This window comes from Chryseobacterium viscerum (assembly GCF_025949665.1).
Lineage (GTDB): Bacteria > Bacteroidota > Bacteroidia > Flavobacteriales > Weeksellaceae > Chryseobacterium > Chryseobacterium viscerum_A.
Window position 1 is genome coordinate 1,958,964 of record NZ_JAPDFT010000001.1, and the last position, 18,277, is coordinate 1,977,240.

An 18,277-nucleotide genomic window follows, 5' to 3' on the forward strand; every position below is an offset into this window, starting at 1 on the left:
CTAAAAATTTTTGTTTTTAATAATATAATTAGGTCTGTCTTTCACCTGTTTGAATATTTTACCTAAATAAATTCCCATAATTCCTAAGATAATAAGCTGAAGTCCACCAAAGAAAACAATAGTCATAATCAAGGATGCCCAACCTGATATTTCAGTTCCGGCAATAAAGGAATGAATCACATACGTTCCATATCCGATCACAGAAAGTGCCGAGAATAAAAATCCAAGGTATGCTGCCAGATAAAGAGGTTTCACACTGAAAGCAGTGATTCCTGTAAAGGCAAAAGTGAACATTTTCTTAAGATTGTAACTGCTTCTTCCTGAAAGTCTTTCTGCGGCGGTAAAGTCAATTCCTATCTGTTTAAACCCCATCCAGCTTGTCAGTCCTCTAAGGAATAAGTCATCTTCATTAAAGTTTCTCATTACATCCACTGCCCTTGCATCCAGTAATCTGAAATCTGAGCCGCCTCCTTTCGTCAAATTGACGTCTGACAAACTTGATAAAAGCTTGTAAAATAAATCTGATGTTTTTCTTTTAAAGAAAGATATTTCCTTTGGATAAGTCCTGAAAGTAAAAACCACATCATAGCCTTCCTCCCATTTCTGAATCATTTCCGGAATAAGCTCCGGTGGATGCTGAAGATCTCCATCCATCGAAATAACTGCATTTCCCTGAGCGTTATCCATTCCTGCTTTTACGGCTGGCTGATGGCCAAAGTTCCTCGAAAACTCAATGAATTTTACTTCATCATATTGACTGGAAAGGTCTTCTAGTTTTTGCTGGGTATTGTCTCTGCTACCGTCATTTACAAATATGATTTCAAAGTCATAGCTGCTTAAACCATCGAAAACTTCTTTAATTTTCTGATGGATCATAGCAACGTTTCCTTCTTCGTTATAGGCGGGAATTACAATTGAAATTTTCTTCATATTTATTAATTCAGGCTGTAATTTTTCTCAAAATCTTTAGTCAGGAGCTCATAAGTCACTCTCAACCAGATCACAATACAAGGTACAGCTTTTAATGAATATTTGATGATATAGTTTTCTTTTACAAATTTCGGGAATAGATCTGAAGTCGAAAAACAAGTGAAAATAATGACAAAAACAAGCAATCCTATTATAAGCGGTGTTCTTTCTTTCTGAAGGAAAAACCAGATCAGGACTCCTACAACTGCAATAATATAAGTTGGAGATTCTGAACTGGAGCTGAACAATACCAAAAACAGTAATGTTGAAGCCAGAATCATCAATTGGAAAGCATAGTGCTTATACTGCTTAATTCTGATATAAGGTAAGGCAAAAAGTGGTAATCCACCCGCTAAAAACACGAGATTGGAAATGGATGCATCTCCTAAGACTCTTCTTACAAAGCCCATCAGCGAGATATCCTGCATATTTCCTAATACCTGATTTTCATTATTCTTCTCTACGATAGACTGAAACCAGTCTGAATAACACTGAATCACAAACTGCGGACTTGAATATGCCATTGGAAGGACGAAAAACAATACTGCAATCGCTACTCCGGAAAGAATAAATTTAGTTTTGTTTTTAATGAAGAAAAATTGTGTCAATCCTACAATTCCGTAAATTTTCACAAATATTCCTATTAAAATGGCAGTTACAGATTTTACTTCTTTTCTTTCGTAAATGTATACTGCGGATAACAGCAAAAGGCCTGTCAGCGCTACATTGAACTGTAAACTTAAAGCCGCTGTAATGTATTCCTGAAGACAAAGCAGTCCGAAAATTGCTTTTTTACTGTCTGAAAACGGCAGTTTATAAATACCATAGATGAAGATAAAAGTATTGGCAATATTCCAAAGTGAGATTCCAAGCCAATCCGGCATCATGGCAAATGGTGCAATCAATGCACTGAAAAATACGCCATAATGATTTAAATCAAAATAAAGATCGGGATAATGGATAAATAAATTTTTCTGATGAATCGTATTAAAGAATACATTTTTAAAAATCAGGTAATTATTAATCGCATAATCTCCTCTCAGGAATTTGGAAATTGCTGTAACAACCGATATAATAAGATAAACCCCAAATATATATTTAGGGTTTAATAGTATTTTAAGGAATTTTTCTTTCAAGATTGTGGTATTAGCTTACAATATTAATCCTAAACAGCTACATTATTATCTCTCAATGCGTCATTCAGAGATGTCTTCTTATCTGTAGATTCCTTTCTCTGACCAATGATCAGTGCACATGGTACCTGATATTCTCCAGCCGGATATTGTTTTGTATAGCTTCCTGGGATTACAACAGAACGTGCAGGAACTCTTCCTTTGATTTCGATAGGTGTATCTCCTGTAACGTCGATAATTTTTGTAGAAGCTGTCAATACTACATTTGCACCCAATACTGCTTCTTTTTCTACGTGAACACCTTCCACAACAATACATCTTGAACCGATAAAGCAGTCATCTTCAATGATTACCGGAGCAGCCTGTAACGGCTCCAATACCCCACCGATACCCACACCACCACTCAGGTGAACGTTTTTACCGATCTGTGCACAGCTTCCTACTGTAGCCCAAGTATCTACCATTGTTCCCGAATCTACGTAAGCACCAATGTTTACATAAGATGGCATTAAAATAACACCAGGAGCAATGTAAGCACCTTCTCTCGCCACTGCATGTGGTACAACTCTCACCCCTTTTTCAGCATAGTTTCTCTTCAAAGGCATTTTATCATGAAATTCAAACGGGCCTACTTCAATAGTTTCCATTTTCTGGATTGGAAAATACATTACTACAGCTTTTTTCACCCATTCATTTACCTGCCATCCGTTTTCTGTAGGCTCTGCAGTACGAAGTTCACCTTTATCAACTAAAGAAATAACCTCTCTGATCGCCTTTTGGCTGTCTTCATTCTGCAATAATTCTCTATTATCCCAAATGTTTTCAATAGTTTGTTGTAACGACATGTTTCTTATTTAAATTAGTTTGAAAAATTATACCGGCCAAAGATACAAAAAAGTTCAGCAAAACGGTTTTTAACATTATGCTTTTAATAAAGGCTCAGCATACGATTCACCCTCTTTTTATAAGTCAGATAGATTTCTCCGTGCTCTTTTATGAGATACTCTTCTTCAAGCCTGATCTGAATCTGCATCAAAACATTTCCCATCAGTAGAAAAGAAAAAGCAATGACAGTAGGAAAAACAAGAAAAAACCCGACAAGGCTGATGGTCATTCCCAAAAATATAGGATTTCTTGAAATCCTGAATAATCCATGAGTAACCAATTCTGTTTTTGTTGTACTGTCAATTCCGATCCTCCAGGAATTTTTCATTTGCAGTTGAGCCAGAATAACCCAAATCAAAGCAACAATCATTAAAACAAATCCTATATAATGAAAAAAGTCATATTCCAGTATATTGATTTTAAATGCATCGTACATATATTCCGGAAAAAATAAAAGAAGTATTGTATACATAAACAAAGCAAACAAAATCAGCTTAAAATAAAACCCTACCAGACCGTATGCAGAATCATCTTTAGGAAGGACATTCGGGCTTTTACCAATCTGTCCGGCTACTTTATAGCTTATTCCCACAAAGGAAACCAAAAAGAAGATCATAAAGTACGAAGGGATAAAGAATCTGATGAAATCTGCCATATGATAATAGTTTTTTGACAAATTTGCTGCATTTTGTGATGCAATTCTATTGCAATGATGAATGGTAGAAAGATTACAAACGGAAACGTAAAAATTCCCCTCCTCCGGAGGGGTTGCAAAAATTTGAAGAATTTTTGACGGGGTGATTAAAGAAGAAGATTATGTAAGTTTTGGCTAAAGCCAATTGATTGATTGATTAATTGATTGATTGATTGATTGATTGATTGATTGCCATTTTATTGAACGGACTAAAGCCCGTTCCTATTGAATATTTCATACATTATTACCTCGCAGATTGAGGAGATTACGCAGAATTTTAAATCCATTTAATCCAAAATAATAAATTCCATCGTTTTTGCAATATGCTTTTCCTGAATAATTCCCTGTGAATATGGAATATTGTGACCGGTATTGTATTTTGTCAAATATGCTTCATTAATTTCCTCAGTAAGGTCATTGATATCTTGTGGAATCAGAGCTTTTATGGGATAAATCGTTTCACCACATTGGATCTCTCCGTCTGGATTTTCTAAAAATGTATTGTACCAGCCTCTTTCGGCGAGTCCCCATGATCTTGCAAATACTCTATCCTGGACAACAACCATCCAGATTTCCAGAAACTCAGATCTCTTCTGTCCTGCTTTTATTCCGATAATAGTATTCGTTTTGATGTAGTATAATGTATTTTCTTTATTCATTCTATAAGTTTTGGGTAAAACTAGAATAAGAAAACAGAAATAAAAACTTTTTTATGCGCTGGGTAAGAAATAGAATGTGGATGACTCTCTTTCTGATGTGGATGAGTTTTAAAGCATCATTTTATTGAGAGCGGAATTGAGACAGTCTTTATAGCTTTTGGCCACGGTAATCTTTAATTCGCCGCATATAAGATGATTGTCTTCAAAAGACTCTATATTGGTAAGATTGACAATATATGAATTATGAACCCTCATAAATTCTTCCGGCAGACTTTCAATGAGGTCTTTCAATGTTTTGTAATAAATATATTTTTTATGATTTGTGGTATGAACTTCTACATAATTTCCGAGACCTTTGATGACATTAATATCTTTAAAAAAAAGCTTGACCAGCTTTTTATCTGTTTTAATAAAGGCAAACGTCCGGTTCTCTATCATTTAAAAATATTTTACAGCACTCTTTGGGCATGAAGATAGGCCTTATTCCAGTACTTTTCGTTCAGGGATGAAATCATTACTCCTTTTGAGGTAGAAGCATGGATGAACTTTACTTCTCCGTCAGGACCAATATCATGAACAATTCCTACGTGAGAGACTCTGCTTCCTCCCGCGGTTGCAAAAAACAAAAGATCACCGGGTTTTACGTCTTTGATATCAATATTTTTCCCGGCTTCAGCCTGATCAGAAGATCTTCTTGGAAGGTTGAAATCGTTTTCTTCAAATACTTTTACAGTAAATCCGGAACAGTCAAATCCTGATGATGTATTTCCTCCGAATTTGTACGGAGTTCCGATGTATTTTTCAGCATCCTTCAGAATATCACTGATAGACCTCGATACGTTGCCATCAAATTTTGAATCCAGTTTTCTGAGGTTCTCAGATTTAGCAACTGTTTTCGTATTTGATTTTTTATTTGTGGCACTTTTGGAGGATCCACAGGAAACTACAAAAACAGATGCTGCCAGTACAACAACCATCTGCTTTATTTTCATTTTTTGTTGAAATAATTCCGTTCCCATACTCTTCTGATTTATAATTAATTAACAAAACACATTACAAATATACATTTTATATTTTAATTATAATATAACTATACTACAACTATATTATAAATATATGTTAAAATTTTGTTTTCAAGTATTTATTGGTATATTTGATCTCTATTTTGAAGATATGGCAACATATGAAAGTCTTATTACAATCACGGGTGCTGTAGGCGACCTTGTATTTTATAATCTGAACGGTAAAAATGTGGTTCGGAAGAAAAGCGGGTTCAATAAAGTTGCTTTTAAAAAAAGTCCGTCGTATGAGAAAGTAAGACAGAACAGTTCTGAATTCGGGCACTGCTCCAAAATTGGGAAGATAATCCGGAAAAGTCTGGAAGTATATATTAAAGAAGCAGGTGATCCCCTCCTCTACCAGAAGTTCGCAAAGCTGATGACGGCTATTAAAGATTTGGATATAATCTCCGAAAGAGGAAAAAGAACGGTTGAAAATGGGTTCAAAACTGAAGAAGGAAAAAAACTATTGAGAGAATTTCAACTGGGTAGAGTCAATAATATTTCTGATTGCGTTAGAATTGAAGGTCAGGTTCTTTATAAAAATGATCGTTGTACGTCAGACCTTGCAGTGATTTTAACTTTGAAATTAGATTCTCAAAATTACAGCGTAGAAAGTAATGAAGAAATAATCAACTGGAATCAGCAACAGCAAAGACCTTTTAAAAAGTATTTTTCTGAGGATGATCTTCTGCTCTATTTTGTAGTATTGAAAAATGAAAATGATAATATTACCCACATGGGATTTGTTTAAATAAAAAAAAGTCTGCAGTAGATTCTGCAGACTTTCTTATTTTATTTCTTCTCTCCTTTCCAGCTCCCTGACTTTGCAGGTGTAGGAAGTGAGTTGGACCAGTTTCCGTTTCCTTTTTTTTCTGTCGTTAACGTTCCTTTAAAATCTCCTTGTGAAGGAAGTCCTACTCTTGCGTTAAGATCTCCTGTCTCACTTAAATTGCCGGTAATACTATAGTTTTCATTATTAACATCGGAATGCATTGTTCCTACCACTTTACCACTCTCATCTACCACGAAGTTCCAAACTCCTTTATCATTTCCTTCATAAGAACCTGACCATGTTCCTACATAATCATAGATCGTATCATCATTAGAGCTGCAGCCGATAAATAAAAACGCCGTTAATAAAAGTAAAAAAAGTTTCTTCATAGTTTCAGTAGTTTTATAACCTAAAATCCTGTTATTCTCTATGTACTTCCCTCCTAAAAAATCCGTCACAGAGAATAGTGCTTAATATTTATTATTTTTTTGTTCCGTGCAAATCTACTAATTTTTTCATTCAAATTATCTGAATTTTAATTTGCGTCCAATATGTTTATTAAAAAGCAACATATTTCGGCTAAAATACAAATATTTTTCAAACAAATACAAGGTGTATAAATTTTGAGTTATTTAGAAAGTGATCCCTGAAACCTGATATTAATCTATTCAATATCCGTTTACAATTAGTTTATATCAGATTTCGGGTTATTTCTACCCCTATTTTAAACTTATTTCCTATATTAGTGAAAAATTTAAACTTTTCAAAAAATAACATGAAAACAAAAACATTCTTTTTGGCAGCACTTGCTATTTGTGGGAATCTGATTGCCCAGGTTGGGATTAACACATCTACACCTACTCAAACGTTAGATGTCAATGGCCTGGTAAGAGTAAGAGGACTTTCAAATGCTGAAAAAAAAATTGTTGCGGCGGATGCACAGGGAGTTTTAATGCTTATATCTCCTGAAGAAATTTTCGCTCCGAAAGCTTTATTGAACACTTCTACTTCTTCCACTGAACAAAGGTTCACCGTTTACGAAGGAAAATGTTTTCAACCTACTGATAACGCTTCTTCCTGCACGGTTTCTTTAAATCATTACACATCCTGTACCGGATTTACCAATCCTGTAGACACCCAAATCATTGTAGGACAGGGTATCAATACAGGTAACGGGCAGTTTTTAGGTACCTGGACAGCCCGATATGTCGACAATAAAGGGTTCAGCGGAACAACTGCTGTTGCCAATCAGACCGCACCGGATTATCCGAGAATTTCTTATCCAACTGCCAATACTGTGAACTATTTAGGAAGTGGTAACTTCAATGGTCAATGTAATACTGATCTTGTAACTACGATCAATCAGACCACCGGAGATATAAAAGTAGAGTCTGTAAAACGGAACATGTTTGCACATCTTGTGTATCTTATCAACATTGCCCGTTCCAGATCTTTATAATACTCGATATTTGATTTCAAAAAGAGACAGTCACAATTCAATTGTGGCTGTTTTTTTATCCAGGACTCAAACCTTTCCGCTTAACGTAATTGTTTTAATTTTCATATTCAATCAAAGACTTTAAAAATGTTTATATTTTAAGCTGTAAATAACCAATGCTATTTTTTGTGAGAGCGAAAATATAAATACATCACTTAAAAATCGTACTATTATCATATGAAACAGATACTTACCGAAGAAACTTTTTCCTCACCACAATGGTTAAAAATAATCTGTTATGTTTTCGGACTTCTGTTAGTCTTGACGGCATTTGGTCTTCTCATGCAGAAAGACCTTCCACAGGAGATTATTTTTTTAGTACCATTACTTTTACTGATTGCTGTTAGTATGCTGATATATACCCGGCTAAGACTTATCATTTCAAATAAGGATATCCGCTTTACAGGAGGTTTGAGACAGCATCAATTTCTCTGGACTGATATTACAGGAATAGATATGAAAATGGTTGGGAAATATAAGACCCCAATCTGTATTGTATACTATGGTAAAAAATCACTGGAACTTCATAAGGGTTTTTATTTAAAAAGACAGTTCAATAGAATTTTATCATTGTTGGAAATGAAGGTTTCACCTGAACTATTTACAAAACAATACCAAACGATCCGTCATCCTATTAATTGATTTGCTAAAATCATCCAACAGAAAAGCCCCATTGGAGGCTAAACTATTGGATGGATGAAAAACTTATCCCAAATGTATGAAATATTCACCCCACCCTTTATGCGTACAATCATAATCAATGACTTTCATTGCTATTATTGTTTTATATTATTAATACAGTAGTTGATAAAATTACAGGAAAACGAAAGACAAATAATCTGTCTAGTTGATGATCTCTCCTTTGCTGTCATCTAATTTTTCACGAAACCTTTGAAGATCTTCAGGATTAGGTTTTGTCCATTCTTTAATCTCTCCAATAATTTTTAAAGGCATTTCGGAACGATAAGAACGGGTAGGATTTCCGGGGAATTTCTTATCCGTTACATTGGGATCATTTTCATAAGTACCTGTTGGCTCCACAATATATACACGCTCTACTCCATCGCCTTTTGCTAAAGCAGCGGCCAGCCCTGCTCCGTTAATCAAAGCTGTAAAATAGATGTGATTCATTTTTAATTCTGACTTATAATTTGAAATTCCGCCGGCAGTCAGTAGATCACCAATCTGCAAATCGGCCTTTGTTCCATGATAAAATGGTCCTTTATCAGAAGGATGATTTTTTAATAACAATGCGAGTTCTGCGTTCTTTTCTGACATTTCCATATCTCCTAAATTCTCATGACATTCGGAAATATTCAAATAAAGAGAGGGTAATGCACTTTTAACCGTGTCATCATTTATTTTTAAAGCAAACTCCAGAGAGGTTTCAAGCCACTTCAAACGATCAGCAGCTGTTTTTTGATGACGTGATACATAATGAGCAGCCAGAAATTTTTCATGATCGTCCCCGGCTTCTTCCCAGGCTTGTAAAAACAGCCTGATTGCTTCTTCAGGCATATCTTTATCCTCCATACTCATCCCCTGAAGGCAAAGCTTGATAACATTATTAAAAGGTGAAAATTCCATGCTTTATATTTTACTTATTTCCAAATGAAGATAAGCTTTTTATCATTTCGGAAATATCAGTTTTGCAGGTAATCCTTAATTGTTTTCAATACTCCAAAACTATCGTTGGTAGAAGCTTCAAAATTAGCTATCTGCTTCACATTGGGATGGGCGTTTTTCATAGCGTAAGAATATTTGGCATTCTTCAGCATTTCTATATCGTTCATATAATCTCCGAAAGCCATCGTGTTTTCAGGAGAAATACCCAGAGATTTCTGGAGTATTTTCAGGGCATTCCCTTTATTGATATCTTTATTCATGACATCGAGCCAATGCGCTCCGGAAATAACAATTTCAAGACCCAGGTCTCCAAATTTTTTTAGAGCAGGATAAAGATGCTTTTCAGAACCATCAGGATGATAGACCGCAATTTTAAAGGCTATATCATCAATTTTTTCCGTCAGATCATCTTTTTTCATGTTTTTGGTGTAGTACTTTGAGAAAAAATCCACGAACTGCTGATCATCAGTTTCATAATAAGCATACTTCTTAGCTGACAATACCGCTTTAGCTCCCGGTATTTCACGAACAGTCTTTATGATCTCAACAATATGTTTATACTCCAGGGTATCAGCAAAAAGTTCCTGATCTTTATAGATCACATAACCGCCGTTTTCAGCAATAAAACCGATCTCGCTCTCTATATCCCCGAAATAATGAGTAATCCCGGGCATCTGCCTTCCGCTTGCTGGTACAAATAAAATATTTCTTTTTTTTAATTCCTTATAAACATCTGAAAATTCAGGGCTCATTTCATGGCTGGAATTGAGAAAAGTCCCGTCCATGTCGGTAACAATTAATTTAATATGCTTCATAATACAGGTCAAATGAACAAACAACAGATCAAACTCAGATATTCATTAATAGAAAAATCAATACAGTTGAATATAAAACAATAAATATAACTTATTCAAATTCCTTTAATGAAAAAATCAATTAATGATCTCATCATAAAGAAAACACCTTTTTTCGGCTCCATTTCTAGAGCTAAAGATAGATTATTAAAACTGAAAAGCACCATTAAAACAGTTAATTCTAAATAAATTATGATGTGGATATTCAATCACAGGAAATAACTGTTTAACAGTTGTGGTACACTTTACAGGTCTTCCAGGTTCCCCAAACGCTTTTGTTTCAGCTGCTTATAAAATGAAGGGGAAAGACCTGTGATTTTTTTAAATTGATTAGAGAGATGGGCCACACTGCTATAGTTGAGTTTATAAGAAATTTCTGTAAGGTTGAGTTCATCATACAGCAGTAATTCTTTTACCTTTTCTACTTTATTGATAATGATAAAATGCTGGAGTGTCATACCTTTCACTTCAGAAAAGGTATTCGCAAGGTAGGTATAATCATATCCTAATTTTTCACTTACATAATCTGAGAAATTTTCTTTTGGAAGCTCATCTGAATAATGAATCATTTCTATGACTACATTTTTTATTTTTTCTATCAGGATACTCTTTTTGTCATCTAATATCTCAAGTCCTGTTTTAAGTAAGTTTTCTTTCAGAATTTGTCTTAGTTCAGCGCTGATATCCTCCAATAATTCTACAGTTCCCAAATCTACAATAGCATTTTTAATGCCCAGCCTTTCCAGTTCCTGATGAACAACCATTTTGCAGCGCAAACTTACCATATATTTTATATACAACTTCATCTCCCTTACTATTTATACTGTCAATTATTTCATTAACAGATGTTTACTCAAAGTTACTCTATTAAATCGAAAATATCTATGATTTATACAACAAATTGAAAGACAATTGCAAGGCTTTCCTTTTTTAATGATTGAAATTTACAGTTAACAAAAAATATTTCACAATGTCAAAAGAAAAAGACGGAAAAAAGAAGTCAGATAAAACTCCACCCGCGAAATCCGCGAAAGAGAAACGGGAAGAAAAAATGACTAAACGAAGAAACAGGGAAAACGAAGCCCAAAATACCAGCAACTAAATGGTATCCCTGAAAAAAGACGGAATTATACTCAGAAAAACGACATTAGACTTTGAGAGTGAAGGTGTTTTAAACCCCGCAGTTATTAAGGATAACGGAAAAATACATTTATTTTACAGGGCTCTTGCAAAGAATAATTTCTCAAGTATCGGATACTGTATACTATCAGATTATAAGACTATAGAAACCCGGTTGAGCAATCCGGTTATTATCCCCGAGTTTGAATACGAAAAACATGGTGTTGAAGATCCAAGAATCGTAAAAATCGATCATTTATTTTATCTTACCTATACCAGTTATGACGGGATTAATGCATTGGGAACACTTGCTGTATCGGAGGATCTTACATCATGGCAAAAACGGGGCATTATTGTTCCCAAAATTCCATACAACAAGTTTAGATTTTTATCAGAATCCCAAGGTGAAATAGCAGAAAAATACAGACGTTTCAACAAACTTCCGTCTACTCATACAAAGGATAAAGACATCTTTCTCTGGGATAAAAATGTGATATTTTTCCCAAGAAGAATTAACGGTAATCTTTATTTTCTTCATCGCATAAGACCTGATATTCAAATTGCAGGTATAGAAAACATTGAAGATCTGGATTCAGATTTCTGGAAAGATTATTTCCTTCACTTTAAAGATCATATTGTATTATCTCCCCTATATGAGCATGAAGTAAGCTATATTGGCGGAGGATGTCCCCCTATAGAAACCGAGCATGGATGGCTTTTGATATATCATGGCGTACATGATACCATTGAAGGGTATGTTTACAGTGCATGTGCTGCCTTACTTGATCTTGATAACCCCGAAAAAGAAATTTCAAGACTTCCTTATCCTCTTTTCAAACCCGAAGAAGAATGGGAACAGAAGGGAGAAGTGAACAATGTCTGCTTCCCTACCGGAGCCATTGCAGAAGGAGATACACTACATATTTACTACGGAGCTGCGGATAAAAGAATTGCTGTTGCTTCTTTAAATATCCCGGAATTGCTGAAGGAATTGCTACAGTACACTTCATAACTGACTATTCTATACAGAATGTCATACTTTAAAATAGATATCAACATGAATAAAAATATAAAATCAGATGTGGAGGAAAAGACAAAAAGACGATCTGTCCAAAATAGAAAAAACACAATTAATCATAAACCTGAAATTATCTTTATAAGTACTTTTCCTCCTAAGGTGTGTGGTATTGCAACGTATTGTCAGGATTTAATAAAATCACTTCAGATAAAGTTCAATGAATCTTTTAACATCATCATCTGTCCAATGGAAACTGAAGGGGAGCATTATCGATACGAAGAAAATCCTGAATATCGCTTAAATATATCCGATGCTATTTCTTATTTGGAGCTGGCTGATAAAATCAACAAAAATGATAAAATTCAACTGGTTATGCTTCAGCATGAGTTTGGATTTTTCACTGAGGCCAAAAACGGATTGCTGCTTTTTCTTCAAAATTTAGAGAAAGAAGTCATCATTACTTTTCACACAGTTCTGCCAAAACCAGACTGGGAGTTAAAAGAAAAAGTAAAAGAAATCGGCAGTTTCTGCAAATCTATTATTGTAATGACGGGTATTTCTGCGGACATCCTGTCTGTTGACTATGATATTCCATCTGAGAAAATTAAAGTGATCCCCCATGGAACTCACCTGTTACCATTTATCGACAAAATTTCACTGAAAACGAAATACGGATTTAAAGATAAAAAGGTACTTTCAACATTTGGTTTATTGGGGTCCGGGAAGAATATTGAAACCACTTTAGAAGCTCTGCCTGAAATTATTGCCCAAAATCCGGATGTAATGTTTCTGATTATTGGAAAAACGCACCCTGGTATCATTAAGCATGAAGGTGAAAAATATCGTGATTTTTTACAGGCTATTATTAAAAGGCTCCAGTTGGAAAAGCATACTTACTTTATCAATCAATATCTGCCTTTAGATGAGTTGTTAGAATATCTTCAGCTTACCAATATCTATCTTTTCACTTCAAAAGACAGAAATCAGGCGGTAAGCGGCACTTTTTCCTATGCAATTAGTTGTGGATGCCCCATTGTCTCCACTCCTATTCCACATGCCTTAGAAGTATTAAATGAAGACCTGGGAATTATTATTGATTTTGAAACTCCGAAACAGCTCGCTGCTGCCGTGAATACATTACTGAAAAACGAAAATACACAGGAAAAATTACGTTCAAACAGTTTGGAAAAAATGGCTCCCACAGCCTGGGAGAATTCATCTATTTCGCACGCCCTATTATTTCAACAACACAGCAAAGACAACATGATATTACATTATACATTCCCCATCATCAATCTTAGCCATATCAAAAATATGACAACAGATTTTGGAATGATCCAGTTTTCTAAAATCAATAAACCTGATATAGATTCCGGGTATACTTTAGACGATAATGCCCGTGCTATGATTGTAGCCTGCAGACATTACGAACTGAACAGAGATGAATCTGACCTAGATTTAATCTCAACTTATCTAAAATTTATTAAATTTTGTCAACAACCGGATGGTAGTTTTCTTAACTATGTGAATCAAAACAAGGAATTTGCTCAGCAGAATTATGAAACCAATCTTGAAGATTCCAATGGAAGGGCTATCTGGGCACTGGGATATCTCCTTTCCATAAAGAATATTTTACCTCAAGAGTTTTATGATGAAGCAGAATCAGCCATTGAAAAAAGTCTTTTATCTATTGAGAGCATCCATTCTACCCGAGCAATGGCTTTTATCATAAAGGGACTGCATTATCAAAACTCTGAAAATAATATTCCATTATTGAAAAAGCTGGCTAATCGGCTGGTAAAAATGTATCAGCATGAAAAACACAGAGACTGGCATTGGTTTGAAAGCTATCTTACCTATGGAAACAGTGTACTCCCTGAGGCTTTATTGTGTGCATGGATTACAACCCAAAACGAAATGTATAAGCAGGTTGCCAATGAATCATTCAAGTTTTTACTTTCCAAAATTTTTATTAAAGGTGGCATCAAAGTAATATCCAACAATGGATGGCTGCAGAAAGAAACGGTTAAAAGTCCTGAGACAATTGGTGGTGAACAGCCTATTGATGTTGCTTATACCATATTGGCTTTATCCACATTCTATAAAGTTTTTAAGGATGAAAAATACTTGCAGATGATGAGGAATGCCTTTAGTTGGTTTTTAGGAAAGAATCACTTACATCAGATTATTTATAACCCTGCAACAGGTGGATGTTATGATGGCCTTGAAGAGAAAAATGTTAATCTCAACCAGGGAGCGGAATCAACAGTCAGCTATCTCATGGCAAGACTCTGTTTTCCAAAATAACCCCTTAATTACTCTATATTTAGATATATTTACATGGTAATTTATGGAACTATAGTAATAAAAAGGTAAATTAAAAAAATAGCGATCAGTACAATTCCCTGCATGATATTGGTTCTGCCCGTTGCCAGTGAAACGGTAATAATAAAAAGCGATAGTCCCAAAAGTATTGTTGATTTGATATCTATCCCTAATGACATTCTTATACCGGTTATTACAGATATAATGGCAATCGCAGGAATACTCAGCCCGATACTTGCTAAAGCAGAACCAAAAGCCAGATTTAATGAGGTTTGAATTTCATCACTTTTTGCAGCCCTGAATGCAGCCAACCCTTCCGGAAGGAGAACAATACCTGCAATGATAATACCTACAAGAGATCTTGGAGCACCCACCGAAACAACTATATGTTCAACATCCTTTGAAAGAAGCTTTGCCAGTAAAACGACTATTCCCAGGGATAAAATCAATAATATACAACTGATATACAATTGTTTTCGGGAAATTATTTCATTACTATTCTGTACAGGCTGGTTTCCGGATAGTTTATTTTGCGGAGAAATGAAAAAACTTCGGTGTCTAAGCGTTTGGATCATGGTAAAACCAAGGTAAAGCGCTAAAGAAATCAAGGCGATAAAAAGCAATTGGAAGGAAGTATATTCACCTCCGAGATGACTTACCGTATAATTGGGCAGAATAAGCACAAAAATAATAACAGAGGTAAGTGTAATGAGTGCAGTACTTACCCCCTGTAGAGTAAAGCTTTGTTCTCTATATCTTAAAGAACCTATTACAATGCAGCTTCCAATGATTCCGGTAAGAATTATCATCACTGCTGCAAAAACCGTATCTCTGGCAAGGGTAATGGTTTCTAAACCTTTTGCTCCTATCATGATAGAAATAATAAGCCCTACTTCTATGACCGTAATGGCAAATGCCAGAAGTAAAGTCCCAAATGGCTCCCCCAAACGTTGGGCAATGACTTCAGAATGATACACCGCAGCCAAAACACTTCCCATTAAAAATAAAGCAAGAATCACAGAGTAATACCCTGAAGAAAAAACAGAATTTCCAACATAAGAGAACCACGCCAGGATAGGAACCAAAAACGTCCACATCCATAAATATTTTTTTATATTCATAAAAAGCATTAATAATTTTTACAATTGAATTGTCTTTTGGAAAAAATCAACAGGCTTATATTTTCCTTTTCAAAACAGTTTTATTAATGATTTGAAGCAGACTAGAGATGATGATATACCGGAAATATTAAATAGTGAAAAGAAAACTGAGAGTCCGGATCATCAGCTCAATTTAGTTATTCAGCAAGGTACGAATAATCAACCACTTATTTGAAATTATATAGCAGTATTTTGAATTGCAATCTTTTCATAAGACTCAATAAATTCCATTACTTCATCAGAGCTGCCGGATTTTTTGTTGCTTTTATGAACAATCCTATCTCAGATACTCAAAAAAATCTGGGATTTTTGTAAAAGTGTGATATCTGCAACATAAAAGAAACAATCTGTAATACAATAGATTATTAAACACCCAACTTTGTATTGTAGCAATGAAGTTACACTAAAATCCACCTTATGGACACAAACCACAATAAAGGCGACAAATCTTTCAAAATTCCTGAAGACTGGAATGAGCAGTCTAAACAGCTGAAAGAAAAATTCTCAATATTAACGGATCACGATCTGAAGTTTGAAGAGGGTAAAGAAAAAGAAATGCTTGAAAGAATCGGAAACAGATTAAGAAAAAACCGTGAAGAGGTTCTCAGTATTATCAAAGAAATTAATCTTTCATAAATTATTTTCAAGAACAGTTAAAACCTATGAAAAAGACATATTTATCAAAAGTTTTAGCTTGAAAAAGGGATGGGATATTAGACAGTTCTATCCCTTTTATTTACAATATCTTCTTTTCTTTTATGCTTAAACAGACTGTGATGAATCATAAAGAACTTGAGAAATCAAAAGTATATATTACCCACCAGATCGTAGAATACATTCCGAATTCTATAGTCAGCAAGACAATAATGGAAAAACTAACCGGCAATATCAGTGCTTTATCGTTTGACGACAAAGAAGGATTATCCGAAAAAATTTCTCCTTTTGACGCTGTTGTACAGATTATTGAAGGTAAAACAGAAATCATTATAGACGGAGCTTCTTATTTTATGGAAGAAGGTGAATGCATTATCATTCCGGCCCATAAATCTAATTCTATAAAAGGAAATAAACGCTTTAAAATGATAGTAACAATAATAAAAAGCGGCTATGAATAATGTAGATACCATATCAGTTTTAACAAAAAAGATATTCAAAAAAACAGTTGAAATTCAAAAAGAATTTCCTGAACTGTATGATCTTTTAGACGAAACTCCATTATTTTTTTCTTTTGCAGAGAAAAATATTACGATCAGAGATTTAAGACAATATCTTATTTCCCTTATCAGACAGCAAAAATCCTTTGAAGAAGGGACAGCAAAAAAAAATAATATACAATAAACCCCAATGAAAAAGCTGACTAAGCATCCAAAGAGCAAATTGGGGCTCAGAAATAAAAAAAATATTTCAAGAAGGGCCTATTACTCGCAATTTGTCTCTCTATTTTACATCAGAAATACCAACATCACCTTAGAAAGAGACACAAAGGAAGTTCTTCGCATGTTAAAAGAATTACAGGTTCTCAATAACAAATCAAGATTGGTATTTAGTACTCACTGCAGTTTAAGCCAGCATAATCTGTGGCAGTCTGTTTTAGAAGACCTAAGTGATGATGTAAAATACATTAGAATACAGTTTGAATATATATTGGAGAATATTATTAAAAAAAATAAAATCAATTCACCCATATTCTGGCAGCAAAACAATGCCTATATAGATGAATGGGAAGAGAACTATAAAAAACTCATCCAACTGGCCACTGAAATTTTACCGGAAGAAGAAAGATTATCATGGAAGGCAACAATTTGCAATTTTTATGATGAAATTTTTTCTTTACTTATTCTACTTACCCGTGTATGTAAGCTAGAATTAGGCTTTCTGGAAAAGTATTCTACTAAAATCTTTAACAAAACCGCTATGGATATCATGAGGGATCTTCCTAAAAATTATACATTACAAGAAGCAAGGAAATATGAACATGAATATTTAAAAGTATTAACAAATTACAGTCATGAATTCTGCAGAAAAAATAATTTCTGGGACAACTTATTATATATACTTTCAGGCGGCATATACCAATTACCATCAGAACGTACCCTGCCTAAAAGGTGGACCAATATAAAAATCAAAGATAAGATTCCCCATAAAACACCAAACTAAATTTTCATATTATTAAATATTTTACAGTGAAAACAATACATCTTTTCCGGTTTAACAATTCAATTTTTCGCAATATTCCTTTCTTCAAAGAAGAACATAGGTTAAAGAATGATGTTACAGAACTCGATATAATGAATATTGAAATAGTAACCGAATATATTGTTAAAACCAATGACGATTTTACTTTCGAGAACACATCCAGAAATGATCTTTTGTCAATGTGTAAAAAAGCGCAGAAAACCATTGAGCATTACTTTGTGGCTGGGCTGAATGACTATGATTTTATTTGAATTAATTGTATTTACCAATTAAGTTATGATCAAGTTAATAGAAAAATATAAAGAATG

General features: G+C 34.3%; 23 protein-coding genes. 11 read left to right on the forward strand and 12 right to left on the reverse strand.

Annotated elements, in window-relative coordinates:
* From OL225_RS08935 to OL225_RS08965, 7 genes are all read right to left on the reverse strand, one after another.
* Entirely contained in the window at positions 1-930 is a 930-nt protein-coding gene (locus OL225_RS08935) for a glycosyltransferase family 2 protein (protein WP_264518011.1), read from the reverse strand.
* Between the two features lie 5 nt (positions 931-935).
* A complete protein-coding gene (locus OL225_RS08940; RefSeq protein WP_264518012.1) occupies positions 936-2,105 on the reverse strand; it encodes a glycosyltransferase family 87 protein in 1,170 nt (389 codons plus the stop codon).
* A 29-nt stretch (positions 2,106-2,134) separates the two neighbouring features.
* Complete coding sequence (locus tag OL225_RS08945; protein ID WP_047375006.1) at positions 2,135-2,947, reverse strand: 2,3,4,5-tetrahydropyridine-2,6-dicarboxylate N-succinyltransferase; 813 nt, start codon at positions 2,945-2,947, stop codon at positions 2,135-2,137.
* Positions 2,948-3,030: 83 nt separating this feature from the next.
* Complete coding sequence (locus OL225_RS08950) at positions 3,031-3,642, reverse strand: methyltransferase family protein (protein WP_264518013.1); 612 nt, start codon at positions 3,640-3,642, stop codon at positions 3,031-3,033.
* A 326-nt stretch (positions 3,643-3,968) separates the two neighbouring features.
* A complete protein-coding gene (locus tag OL225_RS08955; RefSeq protein WP_264518014.1) occupies positions 3,969-4,340 on the reverse strand; it encodes a DUF2255 family protein in 372 nt (123 codons plus the stop codon).
* A gap of 108 nt (positions 4,341-4,448) precedes the next feature.
* Positions 4,449-4,778: a LytR/AlgR family response regulator transcription factor gene (locus OL225_RS08960; RefSeq protein ID WP_047375009.1), complete on the reverse strand. Its 330-nt coding sequence runs from the start codon at positions 4,776-4,778 to the stop codon at positions 4,449-4,451.
* 11 nt (positions 4,779-4,789) lie between these two features.
* Positions 4,790-5,359: a C40 family peptidase gene (locus tag OL225_RS08965; RefSeq protein ID WP_081995433.1), complete on the reverse strand. Its 570-nt coding sequence runs from the start codon at positions 5,357-5,359 to the stop codon at positions 4,790-4,792.
* Positions 5,360-5,513: 154 nt separating this feature from the next.
* Here OL225_RS08965 and OL225_RS08970 point away from each other — a divergent pair, with 154 nt between their 5' ends.
* Positions 5,514-6,152, forward strand: a complete 639-nt coding sequence (locus tag OL225_RS08970; protein ID WP_264518016.1) for a hypothetical protein — start codon at positions 5,514-5,516, stop codon at positions 6,150-6,152.
* A 41-nt stretch (positions 6,153-6,193) separates the two neighbouring features.
* Here the strand turns inward: OL225_RS08970 and OL225_RS08975 are convergent, their stop codons facing one another.
* Positions 6,194-6,562: a hypothetical protein gene (locus OL225_RS08975; protein WP_047375013.1), complete on the reverse strand. Its 369-nt coding sequence runs from the start codon at positions 6,560-6,562 to the stop codon at positions 6,194-6,196.
* Positions 6,563-6,948: 386 nt separating this feature from the next.
* Here OL225_RS08975 and OL225_RS08980 point away from each other — a divergent pair, with 386 nt between their 5' ends.
* Together OL225_RS08980 and OL225_RS08985 are read left to right on the forward strand one after the other, a co-directional pair.
* The gene (locus OL225_RS08980; RefSeq protein WP_047375015.1) at positions 6,949-7,632 is read left to right on the forward strand and encodes a hypothetical protein; all 684 of its coding nucleotides are present in this window, start codon (positions 6,949-6,951) and stop codon (positions 7,630-7,632) included.
* A 216-nt stretch (positions 7,633-7,848) separates the two neighbouring features.
* On the forward strand, positions 7,849-8,313 hold the full coding sequence (locus OL225_RS08985) for a hypothetical protein (RefSeq protein ID WP_264518017.1): 465 nt from the start codon (positions 7,849-7,851) through the stop codon (positions 8,311-8,313).
* A gap of 201 nt (positions 8,314-8,514) precedes the next feature.
* Here OL225_RS08985 and arr read toward each other — a convergent pair whose 3' ends face one another.
* The 3 genes from arr to OL225_RS09000 form a co-directional block, all read right to left on the reverse strand.
* Positions 8,515-8,949: an NAD(+)--rifampin ADP-ribosyltransferase gene (arr, locus tag OL225_RS22055; protein ID WP_407298169.1), complete on the reverse strand. Its 435-nt coding sequence runs from the start codon at positions 8,947-8,949 to the stop codon at positions 8,515-8,517.
* 365 nt (positions 8,950-9,314) lie between these two features.
* Complete coding sequence (locus tag OL225_RS08995) at positions 9,315-10,112, reverse strand: HAD family hydrolase (protein ID WP_264518019.1); 798 nt, start codon at positions 10,110-10,112, stop codon at positions 9,315-9,317.
* 284 nt (positions 10,113-10,396) lie between these two features.
* Positions 10,397-10,957 carry a helix-turn-helix domain-containing protein gene (locus OL225_RS09000; protein WP_264518020.1) on the reverse strand — a complete coding sequence of 187 codons (561 nt, stop codon included), beginning with the start codon at positions 10,955-10,957 and terminating at the stop codon, positions 10,397-10,399.
* A gap of 164 nt (positions 10,958-11,121) precedes the next feature.
* On the opposite strand from OL225_RS09000, the gene OL225_RS09005 reads away from it, so the two are divergent.
* From OL225_RS09005 to OL225_RS09015, 3 genes are read left to right on the forward strand one after another with little or no spacing between them, the layout of a single operon-like run.
* Positions 11,122-11,253 carry a hypothetical protein gene (locus OL225_RS09005; protein WP_264518021.1) on the forward strand — a complete coding sequence of 44 codons (132 nt, stop codon included), beginning with the start codon at positions 11,122-11,124 and terminating at the stop codon, positions 11,251-11,253.
* Positions 11,254-12,282 (forward strand): pesticidal protein Cry7Aa, encoded by a 1,029-nt coding sequence (locus OL225_RS09010; protein WP_264518022.1) that lies wholly within the window; start codon positions 11,254-11,256, stop codon positions 12,280-12,282.
* A 45-nt stretch (positions 12,283-12,327) separates the two neighbouring features.
* Entirely contained in the window at positions 12,328-14,595 is a 2,268-nt protein-coding gene (locus OL225_RS09015) for a glycosyltransferase (RefSeq protein WP_264518023.1), read from the forward strand.
* Between the two features lie 41 nt (positions 14,596-14,636).
* Here the strand turns inward: OL225_RS09015 and OL225_RS09020 are convergent, their stop codons facing one another.
* Positions 14,637-15,734: a calcium:proton antiporter gene (locus tag OL225_RS09020; RefSeq protein ID WP_264518024.1), complete on the reverse strand. Its 1,098-nt coding sequence runs from the start codon at positions 15,732-15,734 to the stop codon at positions 14,637-14,639.
* Positions 15,735-16,190: 456 nt separating this feature from the next.
* Between OL225_RS09020 and OL225_RS09025 the strand changes: the two genes are divergently transcribed.
* The 5 genes from OL225_RS09025 (at position 16,191) to OL225_RS09045 (ending at position 18,220) form a co-directional block, all read left to right on the forward strand.
* The gene (locus OL225_RS09025; RefSeq protein ID WP_255815200.1) at positions 16,191-16,409 is read left to right on the forward strand and encodes a hypothetical protein; all 219 of its coding nucleotides are present in this window, start codon (positions 16,191-16,193) and stop codon (positions 16,407-16,409) included.
* 140 nt (positions 16,410-16,549) lie between these two features.
* Positions 16,550-16,888: a cupin domain-containing protein gene (locus OL225_RS09030; protein ID WP_264518025.1), complete on the forward strand. Its 339-nt coding sequence runs from the start codon at positions 16,550-16,552 to the stop codon at positions 16,886-16,888.
* Positions 16,881-17,111, forward strand: a complete 231-nt coding sequence (locus OL225_RS09035) for a hypothetical protein (protein ID WP_255815198.1) — start codon at positions 16,881-16,883, stop codon at positions 17,109-17,111. Before OL225_RS09030 ends, OL225_RS09035 begins: the two co-directional genes overlap by 8 nt.
* A gap of 6 nt (positions 17,112-17,117) precedes the next feature.
* Positions 17,118-17,930, forward strand: a complete 813-nt coding sequence (locus OL225_RS09040) for a hypothetical protein (RefSeq protein ID WP_156118356.1) — start codon at positions 17,118-17,120, stop codon at positions 17,928-17,930.
* 131 nt (positions 17,931-18,061) lie between these two features.
* Complete coding sequence (locus tag OL225_RS09045) at positions 18,062-18,220, forward strand: hypothetical protein (protein WP_264518026.1); 159 nt, start codon at positions 18,062-18,064, stop codon at positions 18,218-18,220.
* Positions 18,221-18,277: the final 57 nt, after the last annotated feature.

Coding starts and splice junctions, on each gene's coding strand:
- OL225_RS08970 (WP_264518016.1), top strand. CDS start 5,514: ATGGCAACATATGAAAGTCTTATTACAATCACGGGTGCTGTAGGCGAC.
- OL225_RS09045 (WP_264518026.1), top strand. CDS start 18,062: ATGAATATTGAAATAGTAACCGAATATATTGTTAAAACCAATGACGAT.
- OL225_RS09035 (WP_255815198.1), top strand. CDS start 16,881: ATGAATAATGTAGATACCATATCAGTTTTAACAAAAAAGATATTCAAA.
- OL225_RS08955 (WP_264518014.1), bottom strand. CDS start 4,340: ATGAATAAAGAAAATACATTATACTACATCAAAACGAATACTATTATC.
- OL225_RS08935 (WP_264518011.1), bottom strand. CDS start 930: ATGAAGAAAATTTCAATTGTAATTCCCGCCTATAACGAAGAAGGAAAC.
- OL225_RS08980 (WP_047375015.1), top strand. CDS start 6,949: ATGAAAACAAAAACATTCTTTTTGGCAGCACTTGCTATTTGTGGGAAT.
- OL225_RS08950 (WP_264518013.1), bottom strand. CDS start 3,642: ATGGCAGATTTCATCAGATTCTTTATCCCTTCGTACTTTATGATCTTC.
- OL225_RS08965 (WP_081995433.1), bottom strand. CDS start 5,359: ATGGGAACGGAATTATTTCAACAAAAAATGAAAATAAAGCAGATGGTT.
- OL225_RS08985 (WP_264518017.1), top strand. CDS start 7,849: ATGAAACAGATACTTACCGAAGAAACTTTTTCCTCACCACAATGGTTA.
- OL225_RS09005 (WP_264518021.1), top strand. CDS start 11,122: ATGTCAAAAGAAAAAGACGGAAAAAAGAAGTCAGATAAAACTCCACCC.
- OL225_RS09030 (WP_264518025.1), top strand. CDS start 16,550: ATGAATCATAAAGAACTTGAGAAATCAAAAGTATATATTACCCACCAG.
- OL225_RS08960 (WP_047375009.1), bottom strand. CDS start 4,778: ATGATAGAGAACCGGACGTTTGCCTTTATTAAAACAGATAAAAAGCTG.
- OL225_RS08975 (WP_047375013.1), bottom strand. CDS start 6,562: ATGAAGAAACTTTTTTTACTTTTATTAACGGCGTTTTTATTTATCGGC.
- OL225_RS09010 (WP_264518022.1), top strand. CDS start 11,254: ATGGTATCCCTGAAAAAAGACGGAATTATACTCAGAAAAACGACATTA.
- OL225_RS09015 (WP_264518023.1), top strand. CDS start 12,328: ATGAATAAAAATATAAAATCAGATGTGGAGGAAAAGACAAAAAGACGA.
- OL225_RS08995 (WP_264518019.1), bottom strand. CDS start 10,112: ATGAAGCATATTAAATTAATTGTTACCGACATGGACGGGACTTTTCTC.
- arr (WP_407298169.1), bottom strand. CDS start 8,949: ATGTCAGAAAAGAACGCAGAACTCGCATTGTTATTAAAAAATCATCCT.
- OL225_RS09025 (WP_255815200.1), top strand. CDS start 16,191: ATGGACACAAACCACAATAAAGGCGACAAATCTTTCAAAATTCCTGAA.
- OL225_RS09020 (WP_264518024.1), bottom strand. CDS start 15,734: ATGAATATAAAAAAATATTTATGGATGTGGACGTTTTTGGTTCCTATC.
- OL225_RS09000 (WP_264518020.1), bottom strand. CDS start 10,957: ATGAAGTTGTATATAAAATATATGGTAAGTTTGCGCTGCAAAATGGTT.
- OL225_RS08945 (WP_047375006.1), bottom strand. CDS start 2,947: ATGTCGTTACAACAAACTATTGAAAACATTTGGGATAATAGAGAATTA.
- OL225_RS09040 (WP_156118356.1), top strand. CDS start 17,118: ATGAAAAAGCTGACTAAGCATCCAAAGAGCAAATTGGGGCTCAGAAAT.